Origin of the sequence: Pseudodesulfovibrio alkaliphilus (assembly GCF_009729555.1) — a bacterium.
GTDB classification, from domain to species: Bacteria; Desulfobacterota; Desulfovibrionia; order Desulfovibrionales; family Desulfovibrionaceae; genus Pseudodesulfovibrio; species Pseudodesulfovibrio alkaliphilus.
The window spans coordinates 363,525-379,301 of sequence record NZ_WODC01000001.1; the positions used below are offsets into that span (position 1 = coordinate 363,525).

Here is a 15,777-nt window from a genome sequence, read left to right on the forward strand (position 1 = left end):
GGACTCTATACCCATCCGGCCCGGATGCCAACAGATCAGGCGGCCACGTGCAGATGGGGCGGCCTCCCCGATGGCTTTGCCGCCGTGGCGCCGTTGACGGCCAGAAAATCGCGCACCCCGTCCGCGCCCATGAACCGGCCAAGCACCTTGGGATCGCTGTGCAGGAGGTCCACCAGGATCAGACCGTCCAGACAGTGGCCGAAATCCGGGTCCACGTTGAAGCCCAGAATCTTGCCGCCCAGCTTGAGATACTGACGAAGCAGCACCGGGATGGACCGGCCCGCCTCCACGTCGCGCACCAGATCGGCCACATCGTCCGGGTCGTCGAAGACCGAGTCGGGCAGCGAAAAATCCACCTTGCCGAGCCGCCTGACCTTTGGAGGCCGCCTGGGAACGGCCATGCCGACCATGTCGTGCCGGAAGGCGTGGCGCTCCATGAAGCGCATGATCAGCTCGCGAGAGAGTTCGGAATACTCGCCCGAGATGGAAACACAACCGAAAAGCTTGGTGTATTTCGGATTGTTGACCACAAAGGCGGCCACCCCCTTCCACAGAAGCAGCAGCGGCTGGTAGCTCTTCTGATATTTGGGGACCACGAAGGAGCGGCCCATCTCCAGGGCCGGGCCCATAGATTCCAGCAGGCCGGGACGATACTTGAAGAGCGTACTGGTATAGAGACCAGCCACGCCCCGCGCCTTGAGGATTTCGTCGGTCAGACCGAAACGGTAGGCCCCGGCCACCTCGCGCTCGGCGTGGTTCCAGAGCACCAGATGACGATAGGTGTCATCGAAGGCGTCGATGTCCATGGGTTTTCCCGTCCCCTCCCCCACCAGACGGAAGGTCTCTTCCCGACGAATGCCTATCTCGCGCAGCAGGCGCGGGATGCGGAAGGCATCAGCCTCCAAGACCGTGAAGTCGCCGGAGCGGATCAGGATGTTGGCATCGGGCAGGGCGGCCACTTCGCTGGCCAGGGTGCGCCTGTCGCGGGAGTTGGCGACGGGCTCCATGGCCCTGGACGAAGACACGGCCCGGAAGGGCGCACGCGAACCCGGCGCCTTGCGCAGCAGGTAGGTCCGAAAGCGCAGGTGGTCCATCATCTCGCGGTCGTCGGCAAAGGCGGAAAGCCGGGCGCTCTCCACCACCCCGCCCAGGGCCACGCGGATGAGCCGGGCGGCGTGCTTGAGGTTCTCGTGTGGCAGGAGCACGGTCCGAAGCCGGGGATGGATCAGGCCCAGGGTCTGAAAGAGCCCGCTGTTGCGGCCCTCGAAAAACACCGGCATGGCCGCGGCTCCGGTCTTGCGGATGATGCGCCCGACCATGGGGCTCCACTGCGGGTCCGCCACCATGGCCTTTTTCATCCTCAGGCTCGACACCTCGCCCGCGGGAAAGACCACGAGCATACCGCCATCCTTGAGCCAGCGCATGCTCGCCTTGAGCCCGGCGATGTTCTTGGCAGTTGAGCCCTCCTTGCCAAAGGGGTCCACCTCGATGAGCAGCTCGTCCATCTCCGGGATCATGCCAAGCATGAAATTGGCCATGATCTTGATGTCGGTACGCACCGAGCGCAGGATTTTCACCAGCAACAGCCCCTCGATGACCCCGAAGGGATGGTTGCACACGGCCACCAGCGGACCGCAGGAAGGCACACGAGACAAGGGCTGACCGTCCAGGGTGAATCGTACCCCGAGCAGGTCCATGACCCGGTCGATGAACGGCTCCCCGGCCTCCCCGGCCTTGAGGGCGTCATACATGGAGTTGAGCGTGTCCAGCCGCAGCACCTTGGTCAGCGGCTTGCGAAACAGGGAAAACAGGGCGTGACGAAGCGGGTCGCCAAACGGGGAAGCGAGATTGAGCAACGGGCCTTTGGCCAGAGCGTCCATACCATCCCTCCTGGGTGCCGGGTTTGATGGATGCTACGCCCGAGCCTGGCTCGTATCCCGCCAATGCAGTGACAATACCGTGTCCGACGGTGACGGCCGGCGCACCTTCCCGTGACACGCGCCGAGGCGAGTCGGGGCGTGACAGCTGACCAGAATATAGGTATAGGCATAGCAAACCAATCAAGGCGTTACAGGAGAAACGCATGACTTCACGACTCAACCTCGCCGGATTCACCCAGGAATACATTGTGGGCATTGAGGAACTCGACGAGCAGCACAAGACCTTCTTCACCCTGCTGGACAAGATCGGCAAGGCCGCCCCGGACATGTACAGGCCCCTTGACGAGGACGAGGCCGACGCGGTCATCGACGTGCTCAACGAGCTGCGGGACTATGCCCTGCTCCACTTCCGCACCGAGGAAGGATATATGCAGGAGATCGACTATCCGGGCCTTGCCGGGCAGAAACGGGAACACAACAGGTTCATCACCGATGTGATCCGCATGGAAAGGGAACTCATGAACGGAACGGCCATGCCCGCCATCACCATCCGCAACTTCATGCACGACTGGTACCGCGACCATATTCTGAACCTGGACAAGCCATTTGGCCAAGCATACAAGAAAATCAAAGGGTAAGACGCGAATCATCCCCGTGCTTCTTCCCTGACACGGGCCGTCTGCCGAGATTGCATTTTTTTTGTCGGACGCGCTTGACTCGCTCCCGGCCGTGTTTATCTATCACCCAGCCTGGAGGAGCGCCCCCCGGGTGCGCCCCATTCATGCGGGCCGCCATGACGGCCGCAAGGCTCTGGAGCGGCCCCGAAAAGAACAATCACAATCGGAGGTATAGAGGAATGAAGCTGAAACCGCTGAACGATCGCGTTCTGGTAAAGCGCCTGGAAGTTGAGGAGAAGACCTCTGGCGGCATTTACATCCCTGATTCCGCCAAGGAAAAGCCCATGAAGGGCGAAGTCGTCGCGGCCGGTCCCGGCAAGCTGGACGAAGACGGAAAGCGCGTCGCGATGACCGTCAAGAAAGGCGACACCGTGCTGTTCGCCAAGTACGCCGGAACCGAAATTTCCATCGACGGCGACGAGCACCTGGTCATGCGCGAGGACGACATTCTCGCCATCATCGACTAACCCCAGGCTTCGCATTACCAAACCCATTTCTTTCCCCTAAGGAGTTATAGATCATGGCAAAAGAGATTCTTTTCGATGCCAAGGCCCGTGAAAAGCTGAAATCCGGCGTGGACAAGCTGGCCAACGCCGTCAAGGTGACCCTCGGCCCCAAGGGCCGCAACGTGGTCATCGAGAAATCCTTCGGCTCCCCGATCATCACCAAGGACGGCGTGACCGTGGCCAAGGAGATCGAGCTTGAGGACAAGTTCGAGAACATGGGCGCCCAGATGGTCAAGGAAGTGGCCTCCAAAACCTCCGACGTGGCTGGCGACGGCACCACCACCGCCACCATCCTGGCCCAGGCCATCTTCACCGAGGGCGTCAAACTCGTGGCCGCAGGCCGCTCCCCCATGGCCATCAAGCGCGGCATCGACAAGGGTGTCGCAGCCATTGTCGAGGAGCTGGGCCGGATCGCCAAGCCCACCCGCGACCAGAAGGAAATCGCCCAGGTCGGCACCATCTCCGCCAACAACGACGCCACCATCGGCAACATCATCGCCGAGGCCATGAACAAGGTCGGCAAGGAAGGCGTCATCACCGTGGAAGAGGCCAAGGGCCTGGACACCACCCTTGACGTTGTCGAGGGCATGCAGTTCGACCGCGGCTATCTCTCCCCCTACTTCATCACCAACACCGAGCGCATGACCTGCGAGATGGAAGAGCCCCTGATTCTCATCAACGAGAAGAAGGTCTCCAACATGAAGGAACTGCTGCCCGTGCTTGAGCAGTGCGCCAAGATGTCCAAGCCCCTGCTGATCATCGCCGAAGACATCGAGGGCGAGGCCCTGGCCACCCTGGTGGTCAACAAGCTGCGCGGCACCCTGAACGTGGTGGCCGTCAAGGCTCCCGGCTTTGGCGAACGCCGCAAGGCCATGCTCAAGGACATCGCCACCCTGACCGGCGGCCAGGTGGTTTCCGAGGACATCGGCATCAAGCTTGAGAACCTCACCGTCAACGACCTGGGCTCCTGCAAGCGCGTGGTCATCGACAAGGAAAACACCACCATCGTGGACGGCGCAGGCAACGCGGCCGACATCAAGGCCCGCATCGCCACCATCCGCGCCGAAATCGCCGACTCCACCTCCGACTACGACCGCGAGAAGCTCCAGGAGCGTCTGGCCAAGATCGTGGGCGGCGTGGCCGTCATCAACGTCGGTGCCGCCACCGAGACCGAGATGAAGGAGAAGAAGGCCCGCGTCGAGGACGCCCTCAACGCCACCCGTGCCGCTGTCGAGGAAGGCATCGTGCCCGGCGGCGGCGTGGTCCTGGCCCGCTCCGGCAAGGTCATCGCAAAGGTCAAGCCCGCCGACGACGACGAGCAGGCCGGACTGAACATCATCGCCCGCGCCGTGGAAGAGCCGCTGCGCCAGATCGCTGCCAACGCCGGGATGGAAGGCTCCATCGTGGTGGAAAAGATCAAGGAAGGCAAGGACGGCTTCGGCTTCAACGCCGCCACTGGCGAATACGGCGACCTGATCAAGGCGGGCGTCATCGACCCCAAGAAGGTCACCCGCACCGCCCTGCAGAACGCCGCTTCCGTGGCCGGTCTGCTGCTGACCACCGAATGCGCCATCGCCGACAAGCCAGAGCCCGCCTCCGCGGCCCCGGCCATGCCCGGCGGCATGGGCGGCATGGGTGGCATGGGCGGCATGGGCGGCATGTACTAGACCATTCCCCCTCACTGATCCTATAGTGAACCGGCCCGGACACCTCGTCCGGGCCGGTTCCGCCTTTTCACGCGGCGGCAGACACCATGCTCCAGGAATAACCATGACCGACACACCGCCACCGCCCTACTTTGCGGTCGTCTTCACCTCGACACGCACCGGCTTCGACGACGGCTACGCCGCCACGGCGGCCCGGATGTTGGAACTGGCCCGAGGCATGGAGGGCTTTCTCGGCGCGGACTCGGTCCGCGACGGGCTGGGCGTCACCGTATCGTACTGGGAAGAGCGAGGCGGCCATCCGCGCTTGGCGCGACCATCCAGAACACGCCAAGGCACGCCGAATGGGACGCGAGAAATGGTATGAAGCGTTCACCACCCGCGTCTGCCGGGTGGAGCGGGCGCAGGCTTTTTGCCGCACCGGAAATGACGGGGAATCGGGCTAGACGCCCTCAGCCCACGGCGTGGCCCGCCTTTGCGATGGCCTTTTCCACGGCCTGGGCGATGGTCTCCGGCGGGTCGGACACACCCTCTTCCATCAGCCCCGCCTGGAGATTGAGTTCGCGCTGCACGGCCAGTGCGCCGGGATTGAAATAGCGCTTCCATAGCCCCAGGGCCTTGTCCGGCCGCTCCAGACGGACCATGGTCAATCCCAGATAGAGGAAGGCGTCCATGTACTCACGCCGGATGCGCAGGGCCCGCTCAAACTCCAGCTTGGCCTGCCGGTACATGCCGAGGCGATAGAGACAGACCCCGAGCCGGTAGCGCACATCCGGGTCGTTCTTGTCCTCGTCAAGACACTGCCGATACTTCTGGCGAGCCTCCTCCCAACATCCGTCGACATACAGGGCGTTGGCCTCCTTCATCATGTCGATACAGGCGGCGGTGGACGCGGCCGGACCGGCGTTCTCCTCCTTTCGGAACCTGCGCACCGCGCCAAACAGGAAATCCCTGCGCGACCTGTCTATCTTCTTCTCGGCCATGGCATCCTCCGGGCGAAACAATACCCGTTTCACGGTCTCGGTCAACCGATTGCCTTTTCAAGGGGTTCGTGGGAATCTTTGGCCATGCACACCCCGCTCTCCGGCTGGACCGGCAAGATACTGCACATCGACCTTGGCACGGGCGAAACAGCCGTGCAGCACCCGGCCCGGGGACTCTACGAGACCTGTCTCGGCGGCCGGGGGCTGGCCGGGCATTTTCTACGCCCGGCCTGCACCCTGGAAACCGACCATCCCGACCTGCCCCTGCTCCTCTTTGCAGGCCCCCTCACCGGCACCATCGCCCCCGCCTCGGGCAGGGGGACCATCATGTCCCGCTCGCCGCTCACCGGGGCCATCTGCGACTCATCGGCAGGAGGCGGACTGGCCACCCAGCTCAAACGGGCCGGTTGGGACGGACTGGTCATCACCGGCCGGGCCGACACCCCCTGCGGCATCGAAATCAAGGACGCCGAGGTTCGCCTTGTCTCAACGGATCTGTCCGGGACGACAACGGACACGGTATTCGACCGGCTGGCGAACCGGATACCGGCCGACATGGCTGCGGCCGCCATCGGTCTGGCCGCCGAAAACGGCTCGCCTCTTGCCTGCGTCATGATCGACCGGCACCACGCCGCCGGGCGCGGCGGCCTCGGGCTGATCTGGGCGGTAAAAAATCTCAAGTATCTCTGCGTCACCGGCACCGGAAAAGTGCGCGTCCACGACAAGGCCGGACTGCTGCGGGCCCGCGAGGACATTCTGCGGCTCACGGCCGCTTCGCCAGTGCTGCTCGGCAGACACGGCTTTTCCCGCCGGGGCACCGGGGCACTCTACGACCTCATGGACGCCCGGCGGATGATGCCCACGGACAACTTCTCCCGCACCCGCTTCGAGGATGCGCCGCGCCTCAACGCCCCGGCATTCCAGGCGGCCTACGCCCCTCGCAGCCACGGCTGCACCGGCTGCCACATCCGCTGCAGGAAGATCGCTGCCGACGGGCGGGCCATGCCCGAGTTCGAGACCATGTCGCACTTCACCGCCCTCATCGGCAATACGGACATGGAGCTTGCCATGCAGGCCAACACCCTGTGCAACCGCCTGGGTCTCGACACCATCTCGGCCGGGGCCACCCTGGCCTGCCACCGCGAAATCACTGGCGAGGACTTCACGGCGCGTACGCTGGTCAAGGCGCTCTACGACATGGCCCACGGCGGTCATCTCGGCCGGGGCTCCCTTGATTTCGCCGAATCCTGCGGGCAGGCGGAGCTGTCCATGTCGGTCAAGGGAATGGAGCTGGCCGCCTACGATCCCAGGGGAGCCTACGGCATGGCTCTGGGCTACGCCCTGAGCACCCGGGGCGGCTGCCATCTGCGGGCCTACCCGGTCAGCCACGAGATCCTGCGCAAACCCGTGTCCACGGACCGCTTCAGCTTCGGCGGCAAGGCGCGGATCATCAAACTGGCCGAGGACACCCATGCGGCCACAGACTCTCTTGGCGTCTGCAAATTTGCCCTCCTTGCCACCGGCCTCGAAGAATACGCCCGTGCCTTCGGCGCCGTCACCGGGGTGGAGGCCGACGCCCGGTCGCTCATGGGCGCGGGGGAGCGCATCTGTTACAATGAGCGGATCATGAACGCTGAAAACGGATTCGACGCCAGCGACGACGACCTGCCGCCGCGCTTTTTCACCGAAGAAGGCTCATCGGGCGACGATGTCGCGATCCCCCCCATCGACCGGAACGCCTTTCTTGCGGCCCGGGCCGGCTACTACCGCATCCGGGGTCTGGACAACCAAGGCAGGCCCACCCGCGAAACCGCCGCCCGTCTCGGCCTGGAGCCGACACGATGAAAACCCTGTGCATCAAATACGCCCGCAAGCTCGAAGACCAGGGGCTGTGTGAGCCGGGCAAGACGCTGGTGGGCGGACTGGACGCCGGGCTGGAGTGGAACAGGCCCGATCCGCAGATCGCCATCCTGGCCCCGCTCTTCGACCTGCTGCCCATCAATTCCCTGGTCTTCGCCCCCCCGGCCGAACCTTACGCCACCATCATCGACCACCTGGCCGCCCCGATCCCGGACGCCCCAGTGGACAACCTGCGCCCCGAGGACACCGAAACGCGCACCTTCCTGCACGACATTCCCGTGTGCCACGAGTTCTCGGTCACGGCCCTGGCTGCGGCCCTGGCCCGACGCAAGGCGGCCATCGTGCCCGGCCACGGCATCGTCTCCTGCGGCACGGTCAGCCCGGAGCAGGGCTTCGTCTTTGTCTCGTCCACGGTCTTCGCCTGCTTCGTGCTCTTCTTCTCCCGCTATCTGGCCCAAGCCCGAGCCGGGGGACCGGATGTCCGCTTCCGGGCCGCCTTCAAGGCCGCTTCCTCCATGCTGAATGCCATGCGCCGCGACCAACCGCCCCTGGCACAGACTATCCCCACCGCCCGCGACCAAGCCCTGGCCGCCATGGCCGGGGCAGGCCGGGCCGTGGTGGGGCACGGACTGGTGGACTCCTTCTTCGGCAACATCTCCTGCCGACTGGGCGACACCATCCTCATCAGCCAGACCGGCAGCTCCCTGGACGAGCTGCCGGGGTGCATCGACGCCTGCCCCATGGACGGCTCGTCCACCACCGGGCTGACCGCATCCTCGGAACTGACCGCCCACGAGGATGTCTACCGCCAGAGCCAGACCCGCTGCATCCTGCACGGCCATCCCCGTTTCTCGGTAATCCTTTCCATGGACTGCGACCGGCCGGACTGCGCACACCGGGGCCGCTGCCATGTGGCCTGCCCCGAATGCCGCACCGTCGAGGGGGTGCCCATCGTGCCCGGCGAGGTGGGCACCGGCCCCACCGGGCTGTGCAACACCCTGCCCCCGGCCCTGGCCGGACACGGTGCGGCCATCGTCCACGGACACGGCCTGTTCGCCGCCAGCGACACAGGCTTCGCCGACGCCTTCGCCACCCTGCTCGACACCGAAAACCGCTGCCGCGAGGGGTATTTCCGCCGCCTGGAAGACCTGCTTTCAGGCCGCGCCCCCGCCTGACCAGCCGCCACCCGATCGTCGCCACCAGATCGTCACTTGACATATCCGCGCAAGCGGATACGATCTTGTCCATGGAAAAATTGGCGGCACGATGCAAGGGCCTCTCGGACGCCACCCGGCTGCGCATCCTCGGTCTGCTGGCCGGAGGGGAGTTGTGCGTGTGCGACCTGATGGCGGTGCTGGGCATGCCCCAGTCCACTGTCTCGCGCCATCTGGCTTTCCTGCGCAAGCAGGGTTGGGTCGAGGCGCGGCGAAGCGGCAAGTGGATGCACTACCGCAGACCAGATCAGCCCGACCCCTTCGCGGTCTCCGTCCTCGCGCTGCTCGACGAAACACTTTTAGCCAACGCCGCTGCCCGGGAAGACGCCCGGGCCCTGGAAGCTCGCCTGTCCGCCAAGGAGAACAATTCCTGCGGCAACGGCACATCATAAGGGGAATTGCCATGCCTGAGGCCAAACGCCTTTCCTTTTTGGACCGCTTCCTGACCTTGTGGATTTTTCTGGCCATGTTCGTCGGCGTCATGGCCGGGTACTTCCATCCCGGGATCAAGGAGGCCATCAACCTCTTCCAGGTGGGAACCACCAACATCCCCATCGCCGTGGGCCTGATCCTGATGATGTACCCGCCCCTGGCCAAGGTGCGCTACGAGGAGCTGCCCCGGATATTCCGCAACACACGGGTGCTCGGCCTCTCCCTGGTGCAGAACTGGGTGGTGGGGCCGCTGCTCATGTTCGGCCTAGCCATCGCCTTTCTCTCCGGGCATCACGAATACATGGTGGGCCTGATTCTCATCGGCCTGGCCCGGTGCATCGCCATGGTCATCGTCTGGAACGACCTGGCTGACGGCGACACCGAGTATTGCGCCGGACTGGTGGCCTTCAACTCCATCTTCCAGGTGCTCTTCTTCTCCTTTTACGCCTATATCTTCATCACCATCCTGCCCGGCTGGTTCGGCCTTGAGGGCGTGGTGGTGGACATCTCCATGGGCCAGATCGCTGAGTCGGTCTTCATCTATCTCGGCATCCCCTTCCTGGCGGGCATGGCCTCCCGGTACATCGGGCTTCGGACCAAAGGCAGGGAGTGGTACGAGAAAAAATTCGTCCCGGCCATCGCGCCGCTGACACTGGTATTTTTGCTCTTCACCATTCTGATCATGTTCTCCCTCAAGGGTGAATACATTGTGGAACTGCCTTTTGACGTGGTTCGCGTGGCCATCCCGCTATGCGTCTACTTCCTGCTCATGTTCGTTGTCTCCTTCTTCATGTCGGCCAAGGCCGGGGCCACCTACGAACAGTCGGCCACCCTCTCCTTCACGGCGGCCTCAAACAATTTCGAACTGGCCATCGCCGTGGCCATCGCGGTCTTCGGCATCGACTCGGGCGTGGCCTTTGCCGCGGTCATCGGGCCGCTGGTGGAAGTGCCGGTGCTCATCGGACTGGTGGGCGTGTCATTGCGCATCCGCAGGCGTTTCTTCCCCCACGCCGTGAACACCCCAACAGGCGTGTGCCATGTGACCTGCAAGCCGGAGTAGCCTTGAATGCAACAGAATTCAGACTGTTCAAAAATGGGCGAGTGCGAGGCGCAAAAAAAGATAAAGACCGAAGCGTAGTCTTCCTACGCGAGGGTTTTATCTTTTTGCAGCAACGAAGCAATCGTCCATTTTTCAACAGCCTGAACAGGCGTGTGCCATGTGACCTGCAAGCCGGAGTAGACGGACGCGAGGGGTTTGGGGTAGATTCGCGGCCATGAGTACCCAAGCGTTCCGCAGCTCCGCGGGCCCGATTCTCTGGTTTCTGGGCCTGGTCTTCGCCGCCACCTGGGGAGTGCAGTACTTCCAGATTCAGGATGGGCTGCGCTTTGACGCCGACCAGTTCACGCACACTCCGGCCGCCTGGCTGCTCCTGATCACCTGGATTCCCGGCCTGACCGCCCTGCTGATCACCACCGTGACCGAAAAGGGATCGCCCCGCCGGGTGGCCGACAGGCTGCTGCTGCGGCCGGGCACCGCCGGGCCGTACTTTCTGACCGTGCTTCTGGTTCCGCTGGTTTACGGGGTCATCCACACCGTCGGCTGGCTGGCCGGATTCTCCCAGGCAGACCCGGCCCTTGCGGCGCTCAACGCCTTTGCCGACACCCCTCAGGACCTGACCTCCCTCTTCACGGTCATGCTTCCGGCCTCCATGCTCCTCGGGCCGCTGCTCCAGTTCGTCTACGCCTTGGGCGAGGAGCTTGGCTGGCGCGGGTTCCTGCTGCCCCGGCTCATGGGGCTGGGCAAGGTTCCGGCCTATGCCATCCTGGGGGTGGTCTGGGGGCTATGGCACGCCCCGCTGATCCTGGTGGGCTTCAACTATCCCGGCCATCCGATTTCCGGGGTGATCATGATGTGCGTGGTGGCCTCCGCCCTTGGGGTATTCATCAACGAGATGACCCTGCGCTCGCGCTCGGTGGTGGTGGCGGCCTTCATCCACGCGACGGTCAATGCCCAGGTCCAGGGCATCTGGATGTGGCTCTTTCCCGAAACCGATCCCCTGCTCGGCGGCAGCTTCGGCCTGGTGGCCGCCCTGATCTGGCTGGCCGCTGGCCTGCTCTGCGCCAGGGCAGTGGCCCGACAGGAAACCCGCGACCGCGAATACGGCCGCTACGACACGTCCGCCAGTTGATCGGCGCATCGCGCTTGAGCCCCAGACACGGGAACCGTCAAGCCACCCTCCCCGAAATCACAGCCTCCCGCCACCCAAAGCACCCGTTTAGGGGCGCAGGGGGATCGAGTGCAAGGCGCAAGCGGGGGGCAAGGCCAAAGCGTAGTCCGCTACGCAAGTGGTTTGCCCCCCCGCGCAGCAACGAAGCAATCGGCCAGCGCCCACATTGGGGAGAAATGTTCGAGTACCAGTCGCGAAAAAGGGGCAGGGCTCCCCTTCTTCGCTTCCCGCTTCCCCATCTGCTCTTACGAAGCACCCGTTTAGGGGCGCAGGGGGAGCGAGTGCAAGGCGCAAGCGGGGGGCAAGGCCGAAGCGTAGTCCGCTACGCGAGGGTTTGCCCCCACGCGCAGCAACGAAGCAATGGGTCCCCCTGCGCCCCTAAACCTGGACGCTGAGTTCGCGGGGGATGTAGACTATGAAGGTGGAACCGTGGCCCTGCTCGGATTCCACGGTGATATTGCCGCCGTGCTGCTGCACGATCTCGTTGGCGACGAACAGGCCGATGCCGGTTCCGGCGATGCCTTTGGAAGAAAAGAAGAGGGTAAAGAGCTTGTCACGGGTCTCGTGATCCATGCCCGCACCGTTGTCCGTGATTTGGAAGGCGATCTGGCTGGCGTCGCAGGTGATCTTGAAGAGGACGTTGCCGGGCGCGTCAGGCTCGTTGCCGTTGCAAGCATCGATGGCGTTTTCAAGAATGTTGCCCAGGGCCGAGACAAGGATGGAGGCATCGGCCTTGAAGGAGCCAAGATTGGCGGCAAGGTCCAGCTCAAGAAGCACGCCTCTGGCCTCTGCCTTGGCCGACATGGATGTGTAAGTGTTCAGGGCAAAGGTGGCCACATCTATGCTTTTCCAATTCAGTTCGCGCTTTTTGGCGTAGTAGAGAATGTCGAGCACGGTCTGCTTCACGCGGCCGGTGAGGTGTTGCAGATCGTTGAACCCGTCTTCGACCCGGGCGAAGTTCTGCTTCTCAAGTCCGGCGCCCAGGCGGTAGATGGCCCCGTCGATGCCGGTGAGCAGCCCCTTGATGCCGTGGGCCGTGGAGCCGAGCAGAAGCCCCAGCGAGGTCAGCCGATCCTGGAGCTTCCTTATCTGGGTGATGTCCGTGATCATCTCGATGGCCTCGGTGATCTCTCCCGAGGTGTCGCGGATGGGCGCACTCCAGATGAGGGCGTTGATCTGCTCGCCCTTGCGGTTGGTGATGACCGTCTCCATCTGGTGCATCTCGCCGTCCTCGAAGGTCTTGATCAAGGGACAGTCGCGACAGGGCGAGGCGCGGTGCATGATTCTCTCGTAGCACAGCCCGCCTTCGAGATCGCCCAGGCCATCCTTATGGCGAGCGTTGGACGAAAGGATGGTGAAACCGCGATTCTGCACTGAGATGAAACAGGGAGTCTGGTCGAAAAGCTGTTGGTATTTGTGCTGGGTGGTGCGCAGTTCGTCGCGCAATTGCTCGGCCTCGCGCAGGTCCACCATGAATTCGAGGACCAGCTCCACCTCGTCGTCGCTTGCGGTGATGGGCACGGTATCCACGGCCACGGAATGGAGGTTGCCATTGACGCAGCGAACCACATGCTCGGCCCGGCGCGCCGCCTTGTCGGCGATGGTCCGGGCCACGGGACATTCCTGCTCGCCTTGGCGCAGATCGTCGTACATGCTCCAGCTCTTTTCGCCCACAAGGTCGCCAAGACGCTGGCGGTAGTGGTCGTTGATGGCCACCACCTCACGGTTGCGATTGTGAATGGAGACGAACATGGGCATCTGATTGAACATGCTCATGTTGTCGAGGTTTGCGGCAAAGGCGTCCAGGCTGGCGGTGAGGCCCTCGAAGAGTTGACTGGCCGCCATCCGACGCTCCACCTCCACCAGCTGCGCCGACTTTTTCTCCACAAGCGCCTCAAGGTTGCTTGTGTATTCCTCCAGCTGACGGCGCATGGTGCTGCGTTCTTCGGCCCGCTGCAGGGCAAAGGTGAAGACATCCATGTTGATGGGCTTGGTGATAAAGTCCGAAGCGTCGTGCTTGAGGCTCTGGATGGCCACATCGATGTCGGCGTGGCCCGAAATCATAATCACTTCGGTCTTGGGATCAATGCGCTTGATTTCGCGCAGGAGTTCCACGCCGCTCATGCCGGGCATACGGATGTCCGTGACCACCAGGGGGTAGCGTCTGGCCCTGAACATCTCCAGGGCATCGCTGGCATTGGCCGCCGTATCGACCTTGTGCCCGGCATCCTCAAGGGTGATGGAGAGAACTGTGCGTATGCCCTCTTCGTCGTCAACGAGCAGGATGGGAAGATGACTCATAGCGGTGAAAGGCCTCCATGCGAATTTCGCCGCAGCGAAGACGCGACCCTACACTACAGTGGCCGAATGCTCAACCGCACCTTTTGGCGGGGAAATGAAGCCCAGGACCCGGAATTACACGCGTTTTCAACCGGAAAAACGCGAGCGGGATACTTTCCGCGGTCCATGAGGGGCATTCCCCGGCGGCGGGGGCACGCCGCCGGGGAAGGCTCGTTGCATGAACCCTAGGAGTCGAGGGCCTTGTGGATGGCCTCGAGAAGCTCCTTGGGGTTGAAGGGCTTCTTGAATGATGCCACGGCGTTCTTGATGGCCAGATGGATGCCGGAAAGGCCGCTGACCACGATGACCGGGATGTTGTTATGTTCGGGATCCTGGATCATCTTCCTGTAAAACCTCGGCCCCCACTCGTTGGGCATCTCAAGGTCCAGGGTGATCAGATCCGGCTTTTCCTTCTTGAGCAGCTCCAGGGCATCGGCGACATTGGACGCCGTACAGGTGGAAAACCCGTCATCCTGGAGGACATCCTCAAGATACTTGACGATGTACGGATCGTCGTCGATGATGAGTATCTTACGAGACATACCTTGACCCCCTCGTTTTGATCGGCGCTCGATCCCCGGCCCGATGGCCGCCAAGGAAAGCTCCTGTTGTCGTATCGTTTCTGACCTGTTTCATGGTCACTCCCTTACCTGTTTCGCAGTGCGTGGTCGATGATGGCCTTTATTTCGTCCACCTTGGGCGGTTTCTGGACATAGGCGAAGGGGTCGGGATAGGTGGCTTTGCCTATTCCCATGATCTTCAGGGCATGCCTGAAGGTGGTGGCCCCCACGGCCGAGAGCATGATCACCGGAACCTTGCTCAGGCTCTGGTCCTCCTGCAATCCCTGATACATGACCAGTCCCCCCTCTCCGGGCATCATCACATCGAGGATGATCAGATCGGGTTTGAGTTCCCAGGCCCGCTTAAGTCCCTCCCGGGCGTTGCGGGCCAGGTGGGGCTCGTACCCACTGGTCTCAAGAAGTGTCTTGAGAAACAGCCGGATGTTGAGTTCGTCGTCCACCACCAGGACTCTCTTCGCGGTACTGCTCATGGCGTGCCGCCTAGCGTGCGTCCGCTGCCACCCAGTCGGGATGGTTGATGCTCGCCACGGGGCAGGAGGAGCGCAGGACAACCTCTTCCAGAGTGCTGCCGATCTCCGCCTCCTCGGGCGGAATGTCCTGCGAGTGGTGGGCCATGACCACCAGGTCGCCCTCCTTCTCGCGGGCGTACTTGAGAATCTCCACATAGGGCACACCCTCGCGGCACTCCACCTCGAACATGCCGAACTCGCCCATCTGGGAGACATAGCGCTTCTGGATGCGCTCCCTGGCTTCCGCAAGGCCCGCCTCGATCTGGGCCTGGGTGGGCTTGCCGCCCAGGTCGCCGGACTGGAGGTTGAGGGCATGGAAGATATACAGCGGGCATCCGATGTCCTTGGCCGCCTTCAGTGCAAACTGGAAGGCCGCGTCGGCCGCCTTGGAGAAGTCCGTGCAGAAGATGATGTTGGAGAAGAGGTTCCAGCATGTGTTGCACGGACGGTTGATGATCAGCACCGGGCACTTGGCGCGCTTGGCCACCTCGAGCATGGTGTTGCCCATGATGGAGCGGTGGCGGCCACCGCCCTCGTCGGAACGGGTGTTGGCTCCCATGACGATCAGGTCCGCGTTTTCCCGGCGGGCGAGCCGCAGGATTTCGGTGGCAGGTACGCCAACGGCGGACTGGATGCGCGTCTTGTAGCCGTATTGCTTGAGCTGGTTGTCATATGTGTTGGACAGTTCTTCCCTGACCCAGGCCTCGTAGTCGTCGCCAAGGCCTTCCCTGTCGCCGGTGCGAACATCCGTCACCTCAAGGCTGAATCCCCGGGAGGGTACGCCGAGCACATGAAAGAGGATGAGTTCCGCGTCCTCTCTTTCAGCGAGGTCGAAGGCGATCTTGGCCGGGCTGTCACAGACAGGAGTTCCGCTGGTCGCAAACAGGATCTTCTTAAACATGT

At 63.1% G+C, this 15,777-nt stretch carries 15 protein-coding genes; 9 read left to right on the forward strand and 6 right to left on the reverse strand.

What is annotated here, in order from left to right:
* Positions 1-35: 35 nt before the first annotated feature.
* On the reverse strand, positions 36-1,880 hold the full coding sequence (locus GKC30_RS01845) for a bifunctional lysophospholipid acyltransferase family protein/GNAT family N-acetyltransferase (RefSeq protein ID WP_155931935.1): 1,845 nt from the start codon (positions 1,878-1,880) through the stop codon (positions 36-38).
* A 203-nt stretch (positions 1,881-2,083) separates the two neighbouring features.
* Between GKC30_RS01845 and GKC30_RS01850 the strand changes: the two genes are divergently transcribed.
* From GKC30_RS01850 to GKC30_RS01865, 4 genes are all read left to right on the forward strand, one after another.
* Positions 2,084-2,518 (forward strand): bacteriohemerythrin, encoded by a 435-nt coding sequence (locus GKC30_RS01850; protein WP_155931937.1) that lies wholly within the window; start codon positions 2,084-2,086, stop codon positions 2,516-2,518.
* 218 nt (positions 2,519-2,736) lie between these two features.
* Positions 2,737-3,024, forward strand: a complete 288-nt coding sequence (gene groES / locus GKC30_RS01855; RefSeq protein WP_155931939.1) for a co-chaperone GroES — start codon at positions 2,737-2,739, stop codon at positions 3,022-3,024.
* A 50-nt stretch (positions 3,025-3,074) separates the two neighbouring features.
* Complete coding sequence (groL, locus tag GKC30_RS01860) at positions 3,075-4,730, forward strand: chaperonin GroEL (RefSeq protein ID WP_367613956.1); 1,656 nt, start codon at positions 3,075-3,077, stop codon at positions 4,728-4,730.
* Positions 4,731-4,833: 103 nt separating this feature from the next.
* Entirely contained in the window at positions 4,834-5,094 is a 261-nt protein-coding gene (locus tag GKC30_RS01865; protein WP_231116991.1) for an antibiotic biosynthesis monooxygenase family protein, read from the forward strand.
* A gap of 85 nt (positions 5,095-5,179) precedes the next feature.
* Here the strand turns inward: GKC30_RS01865 and GKC30_RS01870 are convergent, their stop codons facing one another.
* Complete coding sequence (locus GKC30_RS01870; protein WP_155932363.1) at positions 5,180-5,710, reverse strand: tetratricopeptide repeat protein; 531 nt, start codon at positions 5,708-5,710, stop codon at positions 5,180-5,182.
* A gap of 84 nt (positions 5,711-5,794) precedes the next feature.
* On the opposite strand from GKC30_RS01870, the gene GKC30_RS01875 reads away from it, so the two are divergent.
* The 5 genes from GKC30_RS01875 to GKC30_RS01895 all read left to right on the forward strand — a co-directional run bounded on the left by GKC30_RS01875 (position 5,795) and on the right by GKC30_RS01895 (position 11,405).
* Entirely contained in the window at positions 5,795-7,555 is a 1,761-nt protein-coding gene (locus GKC30_RS01875; RefSeq protein ID WP_155931943.1) for an aldehyde ferredoxin oxidoreductase family protein, read from the forward strand.
* Positions 7,552-8,745: a class II aldolase/adducin family protein gene (locus GKC30_RS01880; protein WP_155931945.1), complete on the forward strand. Its 1,194-nt coding sequence runs from the start codon at positions 7,552-7,554 to the stop codon at positions 8,743-8,745. Before GKC30_RS01875 ends, GKC30_RS01880 begins: the two co-directional genes overlap by 4 nt.
* 71 nt (positions 8,746-8,816) lie before the next feature.
* Complete coding sequence (locus GKC30_RS01885; RefSeq protein ID WP_155931947.1) at positions 8,817-9,176, forward strand: ArsR/SmtB family transcription factor; 360 nt, start codon at positions 8,817-8,819, stop codon at positions 9,174-9,176.
* An 11-nt stretch (positions 9,177-9,187) separates the two neighbouring features.
* Entirely contained in the window at positions 9,188-10,276 is a 1,089-nt protein-coding gene (gene arsB, locus GKC30_RS01890; RefSeq protein WP_155931949.1) for an ACR3 family arsenite efflux transporter, read from the forward strand.
* Between the two features lie 214 nt (positions 10,277-10,490).
* Entirely contained in the window at positions 10,491-11,405 is a 915-nt protein-coding gene (locus GKC30_RS01895) for a CPBP family intramembrane glutamic endopeptidase (RefSeq protein ID WP_155931951.1), read from the forward strand.
* Positions 11,406-11,822: 417 nt separating this feature from the next.
* Here GKC30_RS01895 and GKC30_RS01900 read toward each other — a convergent pair whose 3' ends face one another.
* From GKC30_RS01900 to GKC30_RS01915, 4 genes are all read right to left on the reverse strand, one after another.
* Positions 11,823-13,745 carry a response regulator gene (locus GKC30_RS01900; RefSeq protein ID WP_155931953.1) on the reverse strand — a complete coding sequence of 641 codons (1,923 nt, stop codon included), beginning with the start codon at positions 13,743-13,745 and terminating at the stop codon, positions 11,823-11,825.
* Positions 13,746-13,969: 224 nt separating this feature from the next.
* A complete protein-coding gene (gene divK / locus GKC30_RS01905; RefSeq protein WP_155931955.1) occupies positions 13,970-14,326 on the reverse strand; it encodes a DVU0259 family response regulator domain-containing protein in 357 nt (118 codons plus the stop codon).
* 104 nt (positions 14,327-14,430) lie between these two features.
* Positions 14,431-14,835 (reverse strand): response regulator, encoded by a 405-nt coding sequence (locus tag GKC30_RS01910; protein WP_155931957.1) that lies wholly within the window; start codon positions 14,833-14,835, stop codon positions 14,431-14,433.
* Between the two features lie 10 nt (positions 14,836-14,845).
* Entirely contained in the window at positions 14,846-15,775 is a 930-nt protein-coding gene (locus GKC30_RS01915; RefSeq protein WP_155931959.1) for a universal stress protein, read from the reverse strand.
* Positions 15,776-15,777 lie beyond the last annotated feature (2 nt).

Coding starts and splice junctions, on each gene's coding strand:
- GKC30_RS01845 (WP_155931935.1), bottom strand. CDS start 1,880: ATGGACGCTCTGGCCAAAGGCCCGTTGCTCAATCTCGCTTCCCCGTTT.
- GKC30_RS01850 (WP_155931937.1), top strand. CDS start 2,084: ATGACTTCACGACTCAACCTCGCCGGATTCACCCAGGAATACATTGTG.
- groES (WP_155931939.1), top strand. CDS start 2,737: ATGAAGCTGAAACCGCTGAACGATCGCGTTCTGGTAAAGCGCCTGGAA.
- GKC30_RS01865 (WP_231116991.1), top strand. CDS start 4,834: ATGACCGACACACCGCCACCGCCCTACTTTGCGGTCGTCTTCACCTCG.
- GKC30_RS01870 (WP_155932363.1), bottom strand. CDS start 5,710: ATGGCCGAGAAGAAGATAGACAGGTCGCGCAGGGATTTCCTGTTTGGC.
- GKC30_RS01875 (WP_155931943.1), top strand. CDS start 5,795: ATGCACACCCCGCTCTCCGGCTGGACCGGCAAGATACTGCACATCGAC.
- GKC30_RS01880 (WP_155931945.1), top strand. CDS start 7,552: ATGAAAACCCTGTGCATCAAATACGCCCGCAAGCTCGAAGACCAGGGG.
- GKC30_RS01885 (WP_155931947.1), top strand. CDS start 8,817: ATGGAAAAATTGGCGGCACGATGCAAGGGCCTCTCGGACGCCACCCGG.
- arsB (WP_155931949.1), top strand. CDS start 9,188: ATGCCTGAGGCCAAACGCCTTTCCTTTTTGGACCGCTTCCTGACCTTG.
- GKC30_RS01895 (WP_155931951.1), top strand. CDS start 10,491: ATGAGTACCCAAGCGTTCCGCAGCTCCGCGGGCCCGATTCTCTGGTTT.
- GKC30_RS01900 (WP_155931953.1), bottom strand. CDS start 13,745: ATGAGTCATCTTCCCATCCTGCTCGTTGACGACGAAGAGGGCATACGC.
- divK (WP_155931955.1), bottom strand. CDS start 14,326: ATGTCTCGTAAGATACTCATCATCGACGACGATCCGTACATCGTCAAG.
- GKC30_RS01910 (WP_155931957.1), bottom strand. CDS start 14,835: ATGAGCAGTACCGCGAAGAGAGTCCTGGTGGTGGACGACGAACTCAAC.
- GKC30_RS01915 (WP_155931959.1), bottom strand. CDS start 15,775: ATGTTTAAGAAGATCCTGTTTGCGACCAGCGGAACTCCTGTCTGTGAC.